Below are 14,720 nucleotides of genomic sequence, written 5' to 3' on the forward strand. Positions count from 1 at the left end.
TGTATTGCTCTAGGGCCGCGAAGTTTGGTCAACCGGCACCGTCATTCCCGCGCAGGCGGGAATCCATAAACTCAAACAGCCCTCGATGAAAACTGCCAACGCTGGTATATAAACGACTTTATCTGGCCGGGCCAATGGTTCTGCGAGATCGATTATTCTGAAAGAGAGTCGGCGATTTCGAATATGTTAACTTCAAGACCCTTATCTTTTACTACACGTTCAAACTGCTTGCGCAGGCTTTTTGGTATGAATTCATATTCCTCTCTGGTCTTTCGGTCAAAGCTTCCTTGAAGGCCGACATAAAGGTCCAGTGCTTCGACGAGAGATTTCACGTCCTCTGGGAAGATGTTTTCGGAGCGAAATAAATTTAGAACTTCGACGTGTTTACGTATAACAGTGTTTTCTTCTAGATAAACGCATTCTGATAACCTATTCCGTTTTTCGCGGAGTATCATTATTTGCGCCTGTCGTCGATTCAGAAAATTTATATCTGAAGCCTGTAATTGTGGTTTTTCCTTTTCAATGTTTTCGCACTCTACGGATTTCGAATTGTAGTCCGCGAAGGCCTTGCGAAGGGGGAACATGTGTTTGTCTTTTAATTCGAACTCATCGTCCTGATTGGAAGCTCTCGCACTCATCGCTAGGGCGGCCAGGAATAATGCTAAGAGCATGGTTTTAATGCGCATCTTGTACGCACTTCCAGAAATCTCTCTCTTGACGAGTTATATCACCCAATAATATGAGATGGGCCGTTGCAAGCCTAACCCTATCTTTGACTATTTTCGATACGCTGGCCACCGACTGCGAATATGTTTCGAAATCGAATTGCGATATCGAATAAGCGGAAGATAGTGGGTTATTTTTGACAAATAGTTGGATTATCACGCCGCCCGACATGGATATGCTCAGGAAACTGCCATTCCTATAAATTCCCTCGATCTGTTCAAGTGTTTTTTGCTGTCTCGGCCGAAATTTATGTCTTTGATACTGTAGAACATTTAGTAACTCCCTCTGGCCTTTATTGACAGAGGGGCAAGTTACAGTTGTCCGGGGTTTGAGAAAGTAGGACCGCAAGCGTTGCGCTGTGGCCCGTTTTCTATATTTATTAGGATATTTCGGCGTGACAGTGGCTTTACCGTGCCAACAGCATTTTCAAGACTGAAACGACTTTCCGAAGAGAGGTCCGGACTTGGTATTCAGCCCTTTCGCCATGCGGTCATACAGCACCACATTCACCGTCGCCGCCAAATTCATGCAGCCATTGGTGGGGATGTAAATCACCTCTTCGCACCAAGCCAAGACCTCTTTGCTCAGCGAGCCATCTTCGGGGCCGAAGATGTAAATGGCGCGATCGGGGTGGGTGTATTCGGTCAGCGGTTTGGCGCCTTCCACCAGCTCCACTGCCACCGGGGTGCAGCCCAGCGGAATGATGCTTTGCAGGTCTTCAATGCCGATCAACGGGATGTCCTGGTGGACCATCTTGGTGTCGGTAGCAAATTCCTGCGCACGGGCGTAGCGCTTGCCGGTGTAGAACACCGAGTTCACGCCGTAGCAGCCAGCGGCGCGCATGACGGCGCCGACGTTGTCCGGGGATTTTGGGTTGAACAACCCGATACAGCTGTAGCGACGATTAGCCACAAAACGCTCTCTTATTCTTTGCTTTTCAACAGCGCAGCCAGGTCGGCAAAGGCTTTGTGGGTGACTTTCGGCCCGGTTGGACTGGCCGTTGACCCTTCGCTGAAGTACTGCTGGTCGGTATAGCGCGAGTGTTCGTTGTCGTGACAGAACAGGCACAGCAGCTCCCAGTTGGAACCGTCTTGCGGGTTGTTGTCGTGGTTGTGGTCGCGGTGGTGCACGGTCAGTTCGCTCAGGCGTTTGCCTTCGAACTCGCGTTGGCAGCGGCCGCAAATGTGTGGGTACATCTTCAGGGCTTTGGCCCGATAACCTTCTTCACGGCTGCGCTGGGCTTCGGCGATCAGCCGGTCGGTTTTAAGCGTGGCCGCCGATTTTTCAGTGCTCATGGGATGTCCTGTTCAGTCCAGGGTTGAGAGTGCGGTAATGGTGACCCCGGCGCGCGGGCTTCTCAAGGGCTTCAGCGTTTTTCCGCGATCCAGATGGTGTGGCGTGTGCCTTTGTTGCCGTGGGCATACACCTGCACTTCTTTCACCGAGAAACCGGCCTTGGCCACGCGCTCGGAAAACTTGCGGTCGGCGCTGGCCGACCACACCGCCAGAATGCCTTTGGGCCGCAGCGCGCGGTGGCAGCTGCCCAAGCCGGCGGCGGAGTAAAGCCAGCTGTTGCCTTTTTGCGTCAGGCCTTCGGGGCCGTTGTCGACGTCGAGCATGATGGCGTCGAAGCCTGCCGGTTCGCCTTGCAGTACATGGGCGACGTCGGCCAGGCGGATTTCTGCGCGCGGGTCGTCAATCGGCATGCCGGCTTTCAAACCGAGCGGGCCGCGGTTCCACTCGATCACGCCGGGCACCAGTTCGGCCACCACCACCTGCGCTGTGGCGCCCAGGTTTTTCAGCGCGGCGGCGAGGGTGAAGCCCATGCCCAGCCCGCCGATCAGCACGCGCGGCGCGGGGCGATGGGCGACTTGCTTGCATGGGATTTCGGCGAGCGCATCTTCGGAACCGTGCATGCGCGTGTTCATCAACTGGCCGCCGTCGCCACCCTGAATTTTGATCACGAAATCTTCGCCGTACTCGAACAGGCACAGCGCGCCGCCGTTTTCGGGAATGGGGGCGGTGTCGAGCAGAACGAAGCGTTTCATTGAGGGTGAGCCTTATGCGGGGCGCGTAGTCTAACGTCCACGTCACGGTTACGGAGGTGCGTTATGCAACTGTTTAGATTGATGGTGCTGGGGGCGGGCGTTATGGCCGCCGCCGCAACGATGGCTGCCACGCCGGGTTCACCTGGCACCGCCACGCCTAATCCTTATCAGACCATCCAGCCGCGCAACGTGCCGATGCCGGCGCCCGCCGCCCGGCCAAACACGCCAGATGCCTATAACCCTCGCGTGCCGCCGCCTGCCAACACAGTGAACCCACGTGACAACGGGCTGCCGCAAATGCAGCAGGCGCCGAGTACGCCAAAGGTGAAGCCGGCGGAGCCGGTGAAGCCAAGGGTTGAGGAATAACAGCTCTGTGGCACCGTAGGAGCTCTTGCTAGCGAACCCTGCAAACGCCGGTTGTCGAGGGTTGCAGGGTTCGCGACCAAGGTCGCTCCTACAGAGCGCGTTCAGGAGCGAGTCACCCCGCCAGCCCCAACACCTTCAGCAAAAACGCATATTCCAACGCCACGTCCTTGATGCCCTGATAGCGTCCGCTCATGCCGCCGTGACCGGCGCCGAGGTCGGTTTTCAGCAGCAGCAGGTTGTCGTCGGTCTTGTGCGCACGCAGCTTGGCCACCCATTTAGCGGCTTCCCAGTACTGCACGCGGCTGTCGTTGTAGCCGGCCACGGCGAGCAGCGCAGGGTAGGCCTGAGCGCTGACGTTCTCGTACGGCGCGTAGCCCTTGATGCGCTCGAATACTTCGGGTTCGTTCGGGTCGCCCCATTCGTCGTATTCGGTGATGGTCAGCGGCAGGTCGGGGTTCTGCATGGTGTTCAGCACATCCACGAATGGCACTTCGGCGATGGCGGCGGCGAACAGGTCGGGACGTTGGTTGAGCACCGCGCCAATCAGCAAACCGCCGGCGCTGCCGCCGCTGATAGCCAGTTGGCTGCGGGTGGTGTAGCCCTCGGCGAGCACATGCTCGGCGCAGGCAATGAAGTCGCTGAAGGTATTGGCCTTGTGCTCGAGCTTGCCGGCGCGATACCAGGCTTCGCCCAGTTCGCCGCCGCCACGAATGTGGGCGATGGCGAAGACGAAACCACGGTCCAGCAAGCTCAACCGGGCGTGGGAAAACCAGGGATCCAGGCTGGAGCCATAGGCGCCGTAGCCATACAGATAGAACGGCGCCGGTTTGCCCAGTACGTCGCGGCGTGCCACCAGGCTGATGGGGATTTTCGTGCCGTCGCTGGCCGTGGCCCACAGGCGCTGGCTCACGTACACATCGGCATCGAACACGCCTTCAACCGGTGTTTCTTTCAGCACGATTTGCTCGCCACTCACCAAATGCAGTTGGCGCACTTGGGCCGGACGGTTGAGCGCTTCATAACGCAGGCGGATAACGTCGCTGTCGAATTCCAGGCTGTCTTGCACGTGCAGGCTGTACGCCGCGTCGGGTAATCGCACGCGCGCCGGTGTTTGCCCCAGGCCGTGCACTTCCAGAATCGGCAAACCCCCTTCGCGCAGGCTGAGCACCAGGGCGCCGGCGTTGAGAGTGATGTCTTCGAGCATCACGGCCGGGTTGTGGGCGATCAGTTCTTGCCAGTCCACACGCGCTGGCACGCCGGCGGTGGCGGCGTGGTACAGGGCGAAGTTGATGCCGGTCTGGTTGCTGCGAATGACCCAGCCCCATTTGCCGGCGTCGGCACCGTGCACCAGGCGGCCATGGTCGGCGAAGTATTCATGGCCTTCTTCACGCGGTGCCAGGCAGGTAAACGTGCCGTGCGGCGTGTCGGCGTCCAGCGCCCAGGTTTCGCAGGTGGTTTTGCTGTTGAGCAGCACGAATAACTGGCGCTCGGAGCTGCTGCGGTAGCAGTTGACGAAAAAACGGCCGTCGGGTTCTTCGAACACGCGCTCGGCGCCTTCGGTGCCCAAGGTGTAGCGGTTCAGGCGGTGAGGGCGGTGGGTGTCGTCCAGTTCGCCGAAGAACAGCGTCTGGCTGTCGTTGGCCCAGGTCATGCTGCCGTCGCAGTCGTCGAAGGGCAGGGCGGTGATGGCGCCACTGGCCAATTCTTTTACGAACAGCTGGTAAATCTCGTCGCCGCTGGTGTCCAGGCTGTAGGCGAGGCGCGCGTAGTCGGGGCTGACGCTGAAGGCGCCCAGGGACAGGAAACCGCCGTTGGCCAGTTCGTTTGGGTCGAGCAACAGTTGCTCGCTGGCTTCGTCCACGGTGTTGCTGCCATCGGCCGGGCGGGCGCAGCGGTAGTGGCGCGGGTATTCGTCGCCGGCCGTGGTGCGGGTGTAATAGAGGTGCGGGCCCCAGGGCGAGGGCAGGGACAGATCGGTCTCACGGATACGCCCTTTGATTTCGGCGAACAGCTGCTCGCGCAACTCGGCTTGCTCGGCCAGTTGTGCATCGAGGTACGCGTTCTCGGCGTTGAGGTAGTCGAGCACTTCTGAGCTGTCGCGGTTTTCCAGCCAGTGGTACGGATCGTTGCCGTTTTCGACGCGGGCGATAGGGGCTTGCGGCATACCAAAACTCCAGAGCAAAGGCGGCCGACGTCAGACGCGCCGGGCAGGAGAAAAGCCGCTATCATAAGCGCCCCTTCGCCAGCATCGCCACGAACCGCATGAACGAACACGATTACGTCCTCGCCTGGGGCCTGTATGCCATTGCTGCTCTGGGTTGTCTGCTGGTGAGCTTCCTGATGACCGGCTGGATGTGGCGCTACCTGCGCGAGCCGCTGCGGTTGGTCATCGCGGTGCTGCTATTCACGCCCACCGTTGTCGACCCTGGCAAAGAATTGTATGCCCCGGCCGTGGCGGTGACCGCGCTCGATTTGCTGTTCAAAGTGGGCAGCAACATGTGGACCGCCGTTTCCGATTTGGCCATGTACGGCATGATCGCCGTGGTCATTTATGTGCTGTTCGTGCTGATTCGTTGGCCCATCGAGCGGGCGTGGAACAAGCGCAAAGCCGCCAAGGCCGCGCCCGCTCCGGTTGAAGAAGATGAGCCGACCCTTCGTGAGCTGATGGAGCGCGAGCCACAAGGCCAGCCTTATATCCGTCCCGCCGCCGACAGCCGCACCCAGCCCGCCAGTGGCAGTGGCGGCCGTCGTGAGCGCATCGAACCGCGTCTGTAAGTCCCTGCCCAATCCAGCTGTCCGGAAGAGTTGAGCCATGTGTGAATTGTTGGGCATGAGTGCCAACGTACCGACCGACATCGTGTTCAGTTTTACCGGCCTGATGCAGCGCGGTGGCGGCACCGGCCCGCACCGCGACGGCTGGGGCATCGCCTTCTATGAAGGACGCGGCTTGCGCCTGTTTCAGGACCCACAAGCCAGCGTCGATTCGGAAGTCGCCAAGCTGGTGCAGCGCTACCCAATCAAAAGTGAAACCGTGATAGGCCATATCCGCCAGGCCAACGTCGGCAGGGTTTGTCTGGCCAATACACACCCGTTCGTGCGGGAACTGTGGGGCCGCAACTGGTGTTTCGCCCATAATGGGCAACTGGCCGACTTCGCCCCGGCGCCGAGTTTTTATTGGCCGGTCGGCGACACGGACAGCGAAGCCGCCTTTTGCGACTTGCTGAACCAGATTCGCAGCTCATTCCCGCAGCCGGTATCCGTGGAAATGCTCTTGCCGACCCTGGTGCGCGCCTGTACGGCTTACCGCACCAAGGGCGTGTTCAACTGTCTGTTGAGCGACGGTGACTGGTTGTTCGCTTATTGCTCGACCAAGCTGGCGCAAATCACCCGCCGCTCGCCATTCGGCCCGGCGCGGTTGAAGGATGTGGATGTGATCGTCGACTTCCAGGCCGAGACTACGCCGAACGATGTGGTCACCGTGCTGGCCACTGAACCACTCACCGAAAACGAAAGCTGGACCTTGTACCAACCGGGCGAATGGAGCCTGTGGCGCCGCGGCGAATGCATCGCCAGCGGGCGCAGCTAAGCCGGGCGGGGACCTTCAGGGAGCATTAAGGAGCGGGCATGTTCAGAAGTTATCTACGTTTGGTGCTGTTTGCCGTCGGCTTGCTGGTCGGCGTGCAGATTCCGGGCTTTATCAACGACTACAGCCAGCGCATCGAAGCGCACTGGAAAGAGTCGGAGCAGAGCCTCAGCGGCTTTCGCCAGACCGCCAATCAATTCTTCAACGGCGACCTCGACGCCCTGGTCGCCCACTACCGCGCCAGCAACGACCCGGTGTTCGCCAGCGACGCCAATAGCCTGACCAACCTGCTGGTGCGCTCGCGCTTGCTGGACCGCGAATGGCAAGCCATGACCGGGCCGTGGTACGTGCGGGTGTGGCATGTGGCGTTCAATCCCAACCCTGAATTGTTCAAGGAAACCTACGAGGGTTATCGCTATCAGGTGCTACTGGCGCCGGAAGCGATTGGCTGGGGAATCTTCTGCGCGTTCCTGCTGGCGTTCTTGATCGAGCTATTGGTGCTCGGCGCAGGGTGGACGTTGGGCGTGAACCGCACCCACAAGGTTACCCAGCACGAACAGCGCCCCTGGCGATAAAGCAATTTCTGTAGGAGCGGCTTTAGCCGCGATGCTTTCTAGATCAACAGCATCGCGGCTAAAGCCGCTCCCGCAAAAGAAAACGGGCCCTTTCGAGGCCCGTTTTTTTATTTCGACAAGAACTTCATCCCGTCTTCCAGCCCGCGAAGGCTCAAGGGATACATATGGTCTTCCAGCAGCTCGCGAACGATGTTGGTGGAAGCCGTGTAGTTCCAGGTGTCTTTCGGGTACGGGTTGATCCAGATGAGCTTTTTGTATTTCTCGCGAAAGCGCTGCATCCACACGTAGCCCGGCTCTTCGTTCCAGTGCTCGACGCTGCCGCCGGCCTGGGTAATTTCGTAGGGCGCCATGGCCGCGTCGCCGACAAATACCACTTTGTAATCGGCGCCGTATTTGTGCAGCAGGTCTTGAGTGGAAAAACGCTCCGAGGTGCGGCGCAGGTTGTTCTTCCACACCGATTCGTACACGAAGTTGTGAAAGTAGAAATACTCCAAGTGCTTGAACTCGGTTTTGCACGCCGAGAACAACTCTTCACAGACCTTCACGTGGGCGTCCATCGAGCCGCCGATGTCGAACAAAATCAGCAGCTTCACCGCATTACGCCGTTCCGGGCGCATCTGAATATTCAGCAAGCCGCCATCGCGGGCGGTGAAGTCGATGGTGCCGTCCAGATCCAGCTCATCCTGCGCGCCCTGGCGGGCAAACTTGCGCAGGCGACGCAGGGCCACCTTGATGTTGCGGGTGCCGAGCTCCACCTGGTCGTCGAGGTTTTTGTACTCGCGCTGGTCCCAGACTTTTACCGCCTTGCCCTGACGTTTGCCGGCATCGCCAACGCGAATGCCTTCAGGGTTGAAACCACCTGAACCGAACGGGCTGGTGCCGCCGGTGCCGATCCACTTATTGCCACCTTCGTGGCGTTCTTTCTGTTCTTCGAGGCGTTTTTTGAACTCCTCGATCAGCTTGTCCAGGCCGCCGAGCGACTCGATCTTGGCCCGCTCTTCATCGGTCAGCGAACGCTCGAATTCCTTGCGCAGCCACTCATCGGGGATCAACGCCTCGATGTGCTGGTTAAGGTTTTCCAGGCCCTTGAAATAGGCGCCGAAGGCACGATCGAACTTGTCGAAATGGCGCTCGTCTTTGACCAGAATCGTGCGCGACAGGAAATAGAACTCTTCCATGTCAGCGAACGTCACGTTGTGCTTCAACGCATTGATCAAATCCAGCAGCTCACGCACCGAGACCGGAACCTTGGCGGCGCGCATTTCGTTGAATAGGTTGAGCAGCATGGCTGCGTCTCCGTTGGAGTTGCGTTCCTGCACCAATCTGTCCCCTCGCCCCTTGGGGAGAGGGTTAGGGAGAGGGGGCAGGCGACAGGGTGTCACCTGCTAAGACCCTCTCCCCCAGCCCCTCTCCCGCAAGCGGGCAGAGGGGAGCACAGCAATTGACTTTGTTACCGGCCAGCGCGGCGGCTCATGAAGGCCAGGCGCTCTAGCAACTGCACATCTTGCTCGTTCTTCACTAACGCCCCGGCCAACGGCGGAATCGCCTTGGTCGGATCGCGTTCGCGCAATACCGCTTCGCCGATGTTGTCGGCCATCAGCAGCTTCAGCCAGTCGACCAGTTCGGAGGTCGAAGGCTTCTTCTTCAGGCCCGGCACTTTGCGCACGTCGAAGAACACGTCCAGCGCTTCGGCCACCAGGTCTTTCTTGATGTTGGGGTAGTGCACGTCAACGATCTGCTGCAGCGTGGCGCGATCGGGGAAGGCGATGTAGTGGAAGAAGCAGCGGCGCAGGAAGGCGTCGGGCAGCTCTTTTTCGTTGTTCGAGGTAATGATGATGATCGGGCGCTTCTTGGCCTTGATCGTCTCGTTGGTCTCGTAAACGTAGAACTCCATCTTGTCGAGTTCTTGCAGCAGGTCGTTGGGGAATTCGATGTCGGCTTTGTCGATTTCGTCGATCAGCAGAATCACGCGTTCATCGCTTTCGAACGCTTCCCAGAGCTTGCCCTTCTTGATGTAGTTGCGCACGTCGTGAACTTTGTCGCTGTCCAGCTGCGAGTCGCGCAGACGGCTTACCGCGTCGTACTCGTACAAGCCTTGGTGGGCCTTGGTGGTGGACTTCACGTGCCAGGTGATCAGCTTGGCGCCGAACGAGGCGGCCAGTTGCTCGGCCAACATGGTTTTACCGGTGCCCGGCTCACCCTTGACCAGCAGCGGGCGCTCCAGGGTGATGGCAGCGTTGACTGCCAATTTAAGGTCGTCGGTTGCGACGTAAGCCTGGGTGCCTTCGAACTTCATCGGAAAATCCTCAAACGGATAGCAGCAAGTTCCTATGGAACCTGGCGGTTTCAGTAGATGTAGAGGTCGACTATAGCGCGGCCGTCCCACGGCTGTGAACGCGGACGCAGTATTCAGTCACTGAATGGGCAGTCACACCGACGAAGGTGTTAGTAACCGCCCATTAGTCAGGGCTGCGCTTAGTCCTCTGTCGGCTTGCCTCGCTCATACCGGGCGTTGAACGCCTGTACGAAGCCATTGCGCAGAATCGCCAAAAACGCCTGAAAGGCGCTGATGTCCTGCTGGTGCACGTTGCCGCTGAGCTCCACGCGGGTGGCGAATTGGTCTTTCTGCTGATTCTTCAGCACGGTTTCGCCGCCGCCCACCAAGGCCTCCCAGATCGAGCGGAAGAAGCCTTTGTCTTTCTCCTCAACGTCTTGCTGCCAGTTGAAAACATCGACATCGCGCAGCAGCGGTTTGATATAGCCACTGAGCTGGGCTTTCTTGGCGTTGGCTTCGATCACCAGATCGCCGTGGCCGGCGTTAAAGTCGAATTTGCCGTAAGCGCTGGAGAAGTCGTTGAGTTTGCGCAGTTCAATGTCGCGGGCGCGCAGGCGGAATTGGAAGTCTTCGAAGTTCTCGTAGGGGTCGAACACGATGGTGCATTCCAGCGGCGCATGCCCCAGCAACAGCGCCTTGCCTTCGAAGTGCGCGACGCGCTCGCCGTTTTTGTCAGCCACGTTGGTGAGGTTGTAGAGGCTGGCGTTGACCTCGGTGGCCTGCATATCTACCGGCGGGGTCGAGGTGAAGTTGTGGAAGCCCAGCTTGCCGTCGATTACACGCACCTCGTTGAGGGTGATGGGCAGCAATTTCTCTAGCTGCTCGCGCCAGTTCACACCTTTACCGGTCTGCGTCGCTTCTTCGTTTTTGCCGCCATCGACGAAGTTCAGGGTCGGCGCAATAAACATGACCTCAGCCACCACCGCGTGGTCATACCAGAGGGAGTGCCAACTGACGGCGATGTCGATTTGCGGCGCTTCGAGCAGCGGAACCGGCACGTTGCCGTCTTCCTTATGAATGTTCAGGCCATTGATTTGATAGGCGCCGCGCCACCACGCCAGGTCTACGTCGGTGATGTGCCCCTGGTATTCGCCCATGTCGGCGAGCTTGCCGTTGAGGTAGTCGCGCACCACGTAAGGCAGGGTGAAGTGCAGAACCAGCACCAGGACAATCAGTCCAATCAGGGTCCAGAGTGGCCAGCTGTAGCGTCTTTTCATGGGGTTGACTCCGATTTGCTGGCGGTTTGGCATCGCTCAAACGGCGTGCATGGCTCGCCCGGCAATCTCGTTTGAAGTACTAGCTAGACTGTCCCCAGGCCGCTCGGGTTCGGATTTTTTCCGGCTGGACGCCCGCCCGTTGGCGGGCATAGGCTGTTTTTCTTTCGCATCGATCAAGGATTAGAGGATATGAGCCGTATCTACGCAGACAACGCCCAGTCCATCGGCAATACGCCGCTGGTATTCATCAACCGCCTGGGCCCCAAGGGCGTCACCATTCTGGCCAAGATTGAGGGGCGCAACCCCGCGTATTCGGTGAAATGCCGCATCGGCGCCAACATGGTCTGGGACGCCGAAGAGCGCGGCGTGCTCAAGCCCGGCATGACTATTGTGGAACCGACCTCGGGCAACACCGGCATCGGCCTGGCGTTTGTCGCCGCGTCACGGGGTTACAAGTTGATGCTGACCATGCCGGCGTCCATGAGCCTGGAGCGGCGCAAGGTGTTGAAGGCGCTCGGCGCCGAGCTGGTGCTGACAGAAGCGGCGAAAGGGATGAAAGGCGCGATTGAAAAAGCGTCGGAAATCGCTGCCTCCGATACCAGCAAATACTTTATGCCCCAGCAGTTCGAGAACCCGGCCAACCCGGCGATTCACGAGAAAACCACCGGCCCGGAAATCTGGAACGACACCGAAGGCGCTATCGACGTGCTGGTGTCGGGCGTCGGCACTGGCGGCACCATCACCGGTGTGTCGCGCTATATCAAAAACACCTGCGGCAAACCGATTCTCTCGGTGGCGGTGGAACCCAGCAGTTCGCCAGTGATTACCCAGGAACTCGGCGGCCACGAGTTGCGCCCGGCACCACACAAAATTCAAGGGATTGGCGCCGGCTTTGTGCCGAAAAACCTCGACCTGAGCATGGTCGACCGCGTGGAAACCGTCGGCGATGACGAAGCCAAAGCCATGGCGCTGCGGCTGATGCGCGAAGAAGGCATTTTGTGCGGCATTTCTTGCGGGGCGGCCATGGCAGCAGCGGTTCGCCTGGCTGAGCGCCCGGAAATGCAGAGCAAAACCATCGTCGTGATTCTTCCCGACTCCGGCGAGCGTTACCTCACCAGCATGTTGTTCAGCGACATGTTCGACGAGCAGGAACTCGTCCAATAAACCGGCGTTGGTTGGGCTGAGCGCCAGGCTCGGCCCAACCCAACCCACCGCTTACAAGGTGTGTTGCCATGTTGCAGTCTGTCTCCCCGAAAAACGACATCACCCCCGAAACCAGCGCCACCCCGGAACCTCCCAAGCCCACCTCGGCGGGCATTTTCTCGCCGTTTGCGGTGCGCGCTTTTCGCATCATCTGGATCGCCAACCTGTTCGCCAACCTCGGCACCTGGGCGCAGTCAGTAGCGGCCGCCTGGGTGGTCACCGAAGCCCACGCCAGCGCGCCGATGGTGGCGATGATCCAAGTGGCGTCGGCGTTGCCGCTGGTGGTGCTGTCGATTGTGTCGGGGGTGCTGGCGGATAACCACGACCGGCGCAAAATCATGCTTATCGGCCTGACCTTCGAGCTGAGCGGCGCCACGTTTTTAACCGTCATCGCTTTCGCCGGGCTGCTCGATCCGCTGCTGCTGATTGTCTCGATTTTGTGGATCAGCCTCGGCGGCGCCATCACCATTCCGGCCTGGCAAGCGGCGGTGAACGAGCAGGTGCCACCGACCATGGTGGGCAACGCGGTGCTGCTCAACAGCGTGAACTACAACGTGGCGCGTGCCGTGGGCCCGGCGCTCGGGGGGCTTTTGCTGAGCGTCACGGGCTCGGCCTGGGTTTTTCTCTTCAACTGCTTGTGCTACCTGGGCTTGATCGCGGCCATTTGGCAATGGCGGCGTCATGTGCCGGCACGGCAGTTTCCGCCTGAGCACATCGGTGAGGGCGTGATCGCGGCGCTGCGCTTCACCCAGCATTCAAGCGTGACGCGTTTGGTGATGCTGCGCTCATTCAGCTTTGGTATGTCGGCCAGCTCAATCTGGGCGCTGCTGCCGATTCTGGCGCACCGCAACCCCGAGGGTGACGCGTCGGTGTACGGCTACATGTTGGGGGCGCTGGGCATCGGTGCGATTGTCGGCAGTACGCTGGTCAATCGCGCTCGGCAACTGGTGGGCAGCAGCCGTTTGATCAGTTTTGCCGGCTTGTTGCTGGCGGTCATCGTGTTGCTGCTGGGCAGCGTCGATACCTTGTGGGTGCTGTATCCGGCGCTGTTGGTGGGCGGCGCCTGCTGGATTGCGGCGGTGGCCACGTACAATTCGGCGGTGCAAATTCTGGTGCCGGACTGGGTCAAAGCCCGCGCCCTGGCGCTGTACCAGACCGCGCTGTATGGCGGCCTGGCGTTGGGCTCGTTCTTGTGGGGGCACCTGGCGCAGACCATGGGGGTGCAGGGCGCGTTGCTGGCGGCCGGCTGCTTGATGCTGGCTTCGGCGCTGCTGCTGTACCAGTCGCGCTTGCCCGAGCTGGACGCCAGCAACATCGCCCATGCGCCCGCTACCTTGCCCGGCCAGCCGACGTTTGTGTTCAACCCGGAGCGCGGCTCGGTGCTGGTGAGCATCGAATACCGCATCCCCACCGAGCGCACCCGCGAGTTTGTCAAAGCCGTGCAAGGCTTGCGCAGCCTGCGCTTGCGTAACGGCGCCGAGCGTTGGGCGATGTACCGCGACGTCAGCGATCAGGAGGTGTGGCAGGAAGTGCTGGTGGTCGATAACTGGCTGCAACACTTGCGCATGCTCGACCGCCTGACGCTTTTCGATAAAACCCTGATCGACAACGTGGTGCTGCTGCACAGCGGTGATGAGCCGCCACGGGTGCGGCACGGCGTGAGCTATGAGTCGGGCAACTACGACAGCGTGCCGTGACGCGTGTGCTCAGGACGTTTTGGCGACTTTCGCCACTGGCGTCGGTTTCACTACTAGCCAGAGAGCCAAGCCGATCAGCACGCCGCCGTATAAATAGGCCCACGACAGCGGCTCGCCCAGTAGCAACACGCCCCACAACACGCCGAACGGCGGCACGGCGAAGGTAACGGTAGAAGCTTTGATCGGGCCGATGTCGGTGATCAGGCGGAAATACAGGACGTAGGCGAACGCCGTACACACCAGCCCCAGCCCGGCGAGGGATAACCACACGGTGGCGCCGCCCCAACTGGCCGGCGGTTGCTCGACCACCGCATAGCCAAACAGCGGCAATAGAAACAGCGTGGCGCCAAACATGCTGCCGCACGCGGTGACGCGGTTATCCAGGGGCACGCCGCCCAGCCATTTGCGCGTTAGAAAACCGGCGAAGCCATAGCACGTTGTTGCCACCAGGCAGGCGAGCGCCCCCCACAGCAACTGCGCATCAAAGGCCACCGGGCCGGTGCGGGTGAGCAAACCGACGCCGAGCAACCCCAGCACCACGCCCAGCGACTTGGTCGGCGTTGGCGGCTCGGCGAAAAACAGCATGCCGATGAGCACACCCATGAGCGGTGTGGTGGCGTTGAAAATAGAGGAGTAGCCAGCGGGCAAAACCATAGCGGCCAGGCAATACATGGTCGCCGGCAAGCCGGAGTTGATAACGCCCAACACCAGCAAGTGGCGTATTTTGCCGTGGAAGTTCCACTGCACACGCATGACCCAGAGAATCACGATCAAACCGACCGCCGCGAGCGCGACGCGAAAGAACGCGCTGGGCAGGGGGCCGAGCACTGGCACAATTACCCGCATGAACAGAAAGCTGGCGCCCCAAATGGCAGCCAAACTCAGCAGGCGAACGTAATCGGCAAGTCTCACAACTGTCTCCAGCCTCGGATAAAGAGGCGAGAGTGTTGCCGCTGGTTCGGCGAATGGCA

At 59.8% G+C, this 14,720-nt stretch carries 15 protein-coding genes; 6 read left to right on the forward strand and 9 right to left on the reverse strand.

Features of this window, described 5'->3' with window-relative positions; translation table 11 throughout:
• Window positions 1-152 precede the first annotated feature (152 nt).
• The 4 genes from AC0IW7_RS21855 to AC0IW7_RS21870 all read right to left on the reverse strand — a co-directional run bounded on the left by AC0IW7_RS21855 (window position 153) and on the right by AC0IW7_RS21870 (window position 2,773).
• Window positions 153-686, reverse strand: a complete 534-nt coding sequence (locus AC0IW7_RS21855; RefSeq protein WP_471820800.1) for a hypothetical protein — start codon at window positions 684-686, stop codon at window positions 153-155.
• Window positions 687-1,152: 466 nt separating this feature from the next.
• On the reverse strand, window positions 1,153-1,638 hold the full coding sequence (locus AC0IW7_RS21860; protein ID WP_122497850.1) for an RNA methyltransferase: 486 nt from the start codon (window positions 1,636-1,638) through the stop codon (window positions 1,153-1,155).
• An 11-nt stretch (window positions 1,639-1,649) separates the two neighbouring features.
• Window positions 1,650-2,021: a YajD family HNH nuclease gene (locus tag AC0IW7_RS21865; protein ID WP_108099891.1), complete on the reverse strand. Its 372-nt coding sequence runs from the start codon at window positions 2,019-2,021 to the stop codon at window positions 1,650-1,652.
• Window positions 2,022-2,092: 71 nt separating this feature from the next.
• A complete protein-coding gene (locus AC0IW7_RS21870) occupies window positions 2,093-2,773 on the reverse strand; it encodes a spermidine synthase (protein WP_471820802.1) in 681 nt (226 codons plus the stop codon).
• A 63-nt stretch (window positions 2,774-2,836) separates the two neighbouring features.
• Here AC0IW7_RS21870 and AC0IW7_RS21875 point away from each other — a divergent pair, with 63 nt between their 5' ends.
• Window positions 2,837-3,139: a hypothetical protein gene (locus AC0IW7_RS21875; protein ID WP_471820804.1), complete on the forward strand. Its 303-nt coding sequence runs from the start codon at window positions 2,837-2,839 to the stop codon at window positions 3,137-3,139.
• A 112-nt stretch (window positions 3,140-3,251) separates the two neighbouring features.
• Here the strand turns inward: AC0IW7_RS21875 and AC0IW7_RS21880 are convergent, their stop codons facing one another.
• On the reverse strand, window positions 3,252-5,303 hold the full coding sequence (locus AC0IW7_RS21880; RefSeq protein ID WP_471820806.1) for a S9 family peptidase: 2,052 nt from the start codon (window positions 5,301-5,303) through the stop codon (window positions 3,252-3,254).
• A 98-nt stretch (window positions 5,304-5,401) separates the two neighbouring features.
• Between AC0IW7_RS21880 and AC0IW7_RS21885 the strand changes: the two genes are divergently transcribed.
• The 3 genes from AC0IW7_RS21885 to AC0IW7_RS21895 are packed head-to-tail and all read left to right on the forward strand — an operon-like array spanning window position 5,402 to window position 7,297.
• On the forward strand, window positions 5,402-5,914 hold the full coding sequence (locus AC0IW7_RS21885; RefSeq protein WP_471820808.1) for an MFS transporter: 513 nt from the start codon (window positions 5,402-5,404) through the stop codon (window positions 5,912-5,914).
• 37 nt (window positions 5,915-5,951) lie between these two features.
• Window positions 5,952-6,725 carry a class II glutamine amidotransferase gene (locus tag AC0IW7_RS21890; RefSeq protein ID WP_471820810.1) on the forward strand — a complete coding sequence of 258 codons (774 nt, stop codon included), beginning with the start codon at window positions 5,952-5,954 and terminating at the stop codon, window positions 6,723-6,725.
• Window positions 6,726-6,763: 38 nt separating this feature from the next.
• Window positions 6,764-7,297, forward strand: coding sequence for a DUF2937 family protein (locus tag AC0IW7_RS21895; RefSeq protein ID WP_471820811.1), 534 nt, complete (start codon window positions 6,764-6,766; stop codon window positions 7,295-7,297).
• Between the two features lie 107 nt (window positions 7,298-7,404).
• On the opposite strand, the gene AC0IW7_RS21900 is transcribed toward AC0IW7_RS21895, so the two are convergent.
• The 3 genes from AC0IW7_RS21900 to AC0IW7_RS21910 form a co-directional block, all read right to left on the reverse strand.
• Complete coding sequence (locus AC0IW7_RS21900) at window positions 7,405-8,583, reverse strand: vWA domain-containing protein (RefSeq protein ID WP_471820812.1); 1,179 nt, start codon at window positions 8,581-8,583, stop codon at window positions 7,405-7,407.
• A gap of 164 nt (window positions 8,584-8,747) precedes the next feature.
• On the reverse strand, window positions 8,748-9,593 hold the full coding sequence (locus tag AC0IW7_RS21905) for an AAA family ATPase (RefSeq protein ID WP_122453320.1): 846 nt from the start codon (window positions 9,591-9,593) through the stop codon (window positions 8,748-8,750).
• A gap of 179 nt (window positions 9,594-9,772) precedes the next feature.
• The gene (locus tag AC0IW7_RS21910; RefSeq protein WP_471820813.1) at window positions 9,773-10,882 is read right to left on the reverse strand and encodes a DUF748 domain-containing protein; all 1,110 of its coding nucleotides are present in this window, start codon (window positions 10,880-10,882) and stop codon (window positions 9,773-9,775) included.
• A 156-nt stretch (window positions 10,883-11,038) separates the two neighbouring features.
• Here AC0IW7_RS21910 and cysK point away from each other — a divergent pair, with 156 nt between their 5' ends.
• Entirely contained in the window at window positions 11,039-12,013 is a 975-nt protein-coding gene (cysK, locus tag AC0IW7_RS21915) for a cysteine synthase A (RefSeq protein ID WP_471820815.1), read from the forward strand.
• A gap of 68 nt (window positions 12,014-12,081) precedes the next feature.
• The gene (locus AC0IW7_RS21920) at window positions 12,082-13,749 is read left to right on the forward strand and encodes an MFS transporter (protein WP_471820816.1); all 1,668 of its coding nucleotides are present in this window, start codon (window positions 12,082-12,084) and stop codon (window positions 13,747-13,749) included.
• A gap of 9 nt (window positions 13,750-13,758) precedes the next feature.
• On the opposite strand, the gene AC0IW7_RS21925 is transcribed toward AC0IW7_RS21920, so the two are convergent.
• On the reverse strand, window positions 13,759-14,661 hold the full coding sequence (locus tag AC0IW7_RS21925) for a DMT family transporter (protein WP_471820818.1): 903 nt from the start codon (window positions 14,659-14,661) through the stop codon (window positions 13,759-13,761).
• Window positions 14,662-14,720 lie beyond the last annotated feature (59 nt).

This window comes from Pseudomonas sp. AC229, assembly GCF_979254655.1.

Coding starts and splice junctions, on each gene's coding strand:
- AC0IW7_RS21865 (WP_108099891.1), bottom strand. CDS start 2,021: ATGAGCACTGAAAAATCGGCGGCCACGCTTAAAACCGACCGGCTGATC.
- AC0IW7_RS21870 (WP_471820802.1), bottom strand. CDS start 2,773: ATGAAACGCTTCGTTCTGCTCGACACCGCCCCCATTCCCGAAAACGGC.
- cysK (WP_471820815.1), top strand. CDS start 11,039: ATGAGCCGTATCTACGCAGACAACGCCCAGTCCATCGGCAATACGCCG.
- AC0IW7_RS21910 (WP_471820813.1), bottom strand. CDS start 10,882: ATGCCAAACCGCCAGCAAATCGGAGTCAACCCCATGAAAAGACGCTAC.
- AC0IW7_RS21895 (WP_471820811.1), top strand. CDS start 6,764: ATGTTCAGAAGTTATCTACGTTTGGTGCTGTTTGCCGTCGGCTTGCTG.
- AC0IW7_RS21885 (WP_471820808.1), top strand. CDS start 5,402: ATGAACGAACACGATTACGTCCTCGCCTGGGGCCTGTATGCCATTGCT.
- AC0IW7_RS21900 (WP_471820812.1), bottom strand. CDS start 8,583: ATGCTGCTCAACCTATTCAACGAAATGCGCGCCGCCAAGGTTCCGGTC.
- AC0IW7_RS21880 (WP_471820806.1), bottom strand. CDS start 5,303: ATGCCGCAAGCCCCTATCGCCCGCGTCGAAAACGGCAACGATCCGTAC.
- AC0IW7_RS21890 (WP_471820810.1), top strand. CDS start 5,952: ATGTGTGAATTGTTGGGCATGAGTGCCAACGTACCGACCGACATCGTG.
- AC0IW7_RS21855 (WP_471820800.1), bottom strand. CDS start 686: ATGCGCATTAAAACCATGCTCTTAGCATTATTCCTGGCCGCCCTAGCG.
- AC0IW7_RS21875 (WP_471820804.1), top strand. CDS start 2,837: ATGCAACTGTTTAGATTGATGGTGCTGGGGGCGGGCGTTATGGCCGCC.
- AC0IW7_RS21920 (WP_471820816.1), top strand. CDS start 12,082: ATGTTGCAGTCTGTCTCCCCGAAAAACGACATCACCCCCGAAACCAGC.
- AC0IW7_RS21905 (WP_122453320.1), bottom strand. CDS start 9,593: ATGAAGTTCGAAGGCACCCAGGCTTACGTCGCAACCGACGACCTTAAA.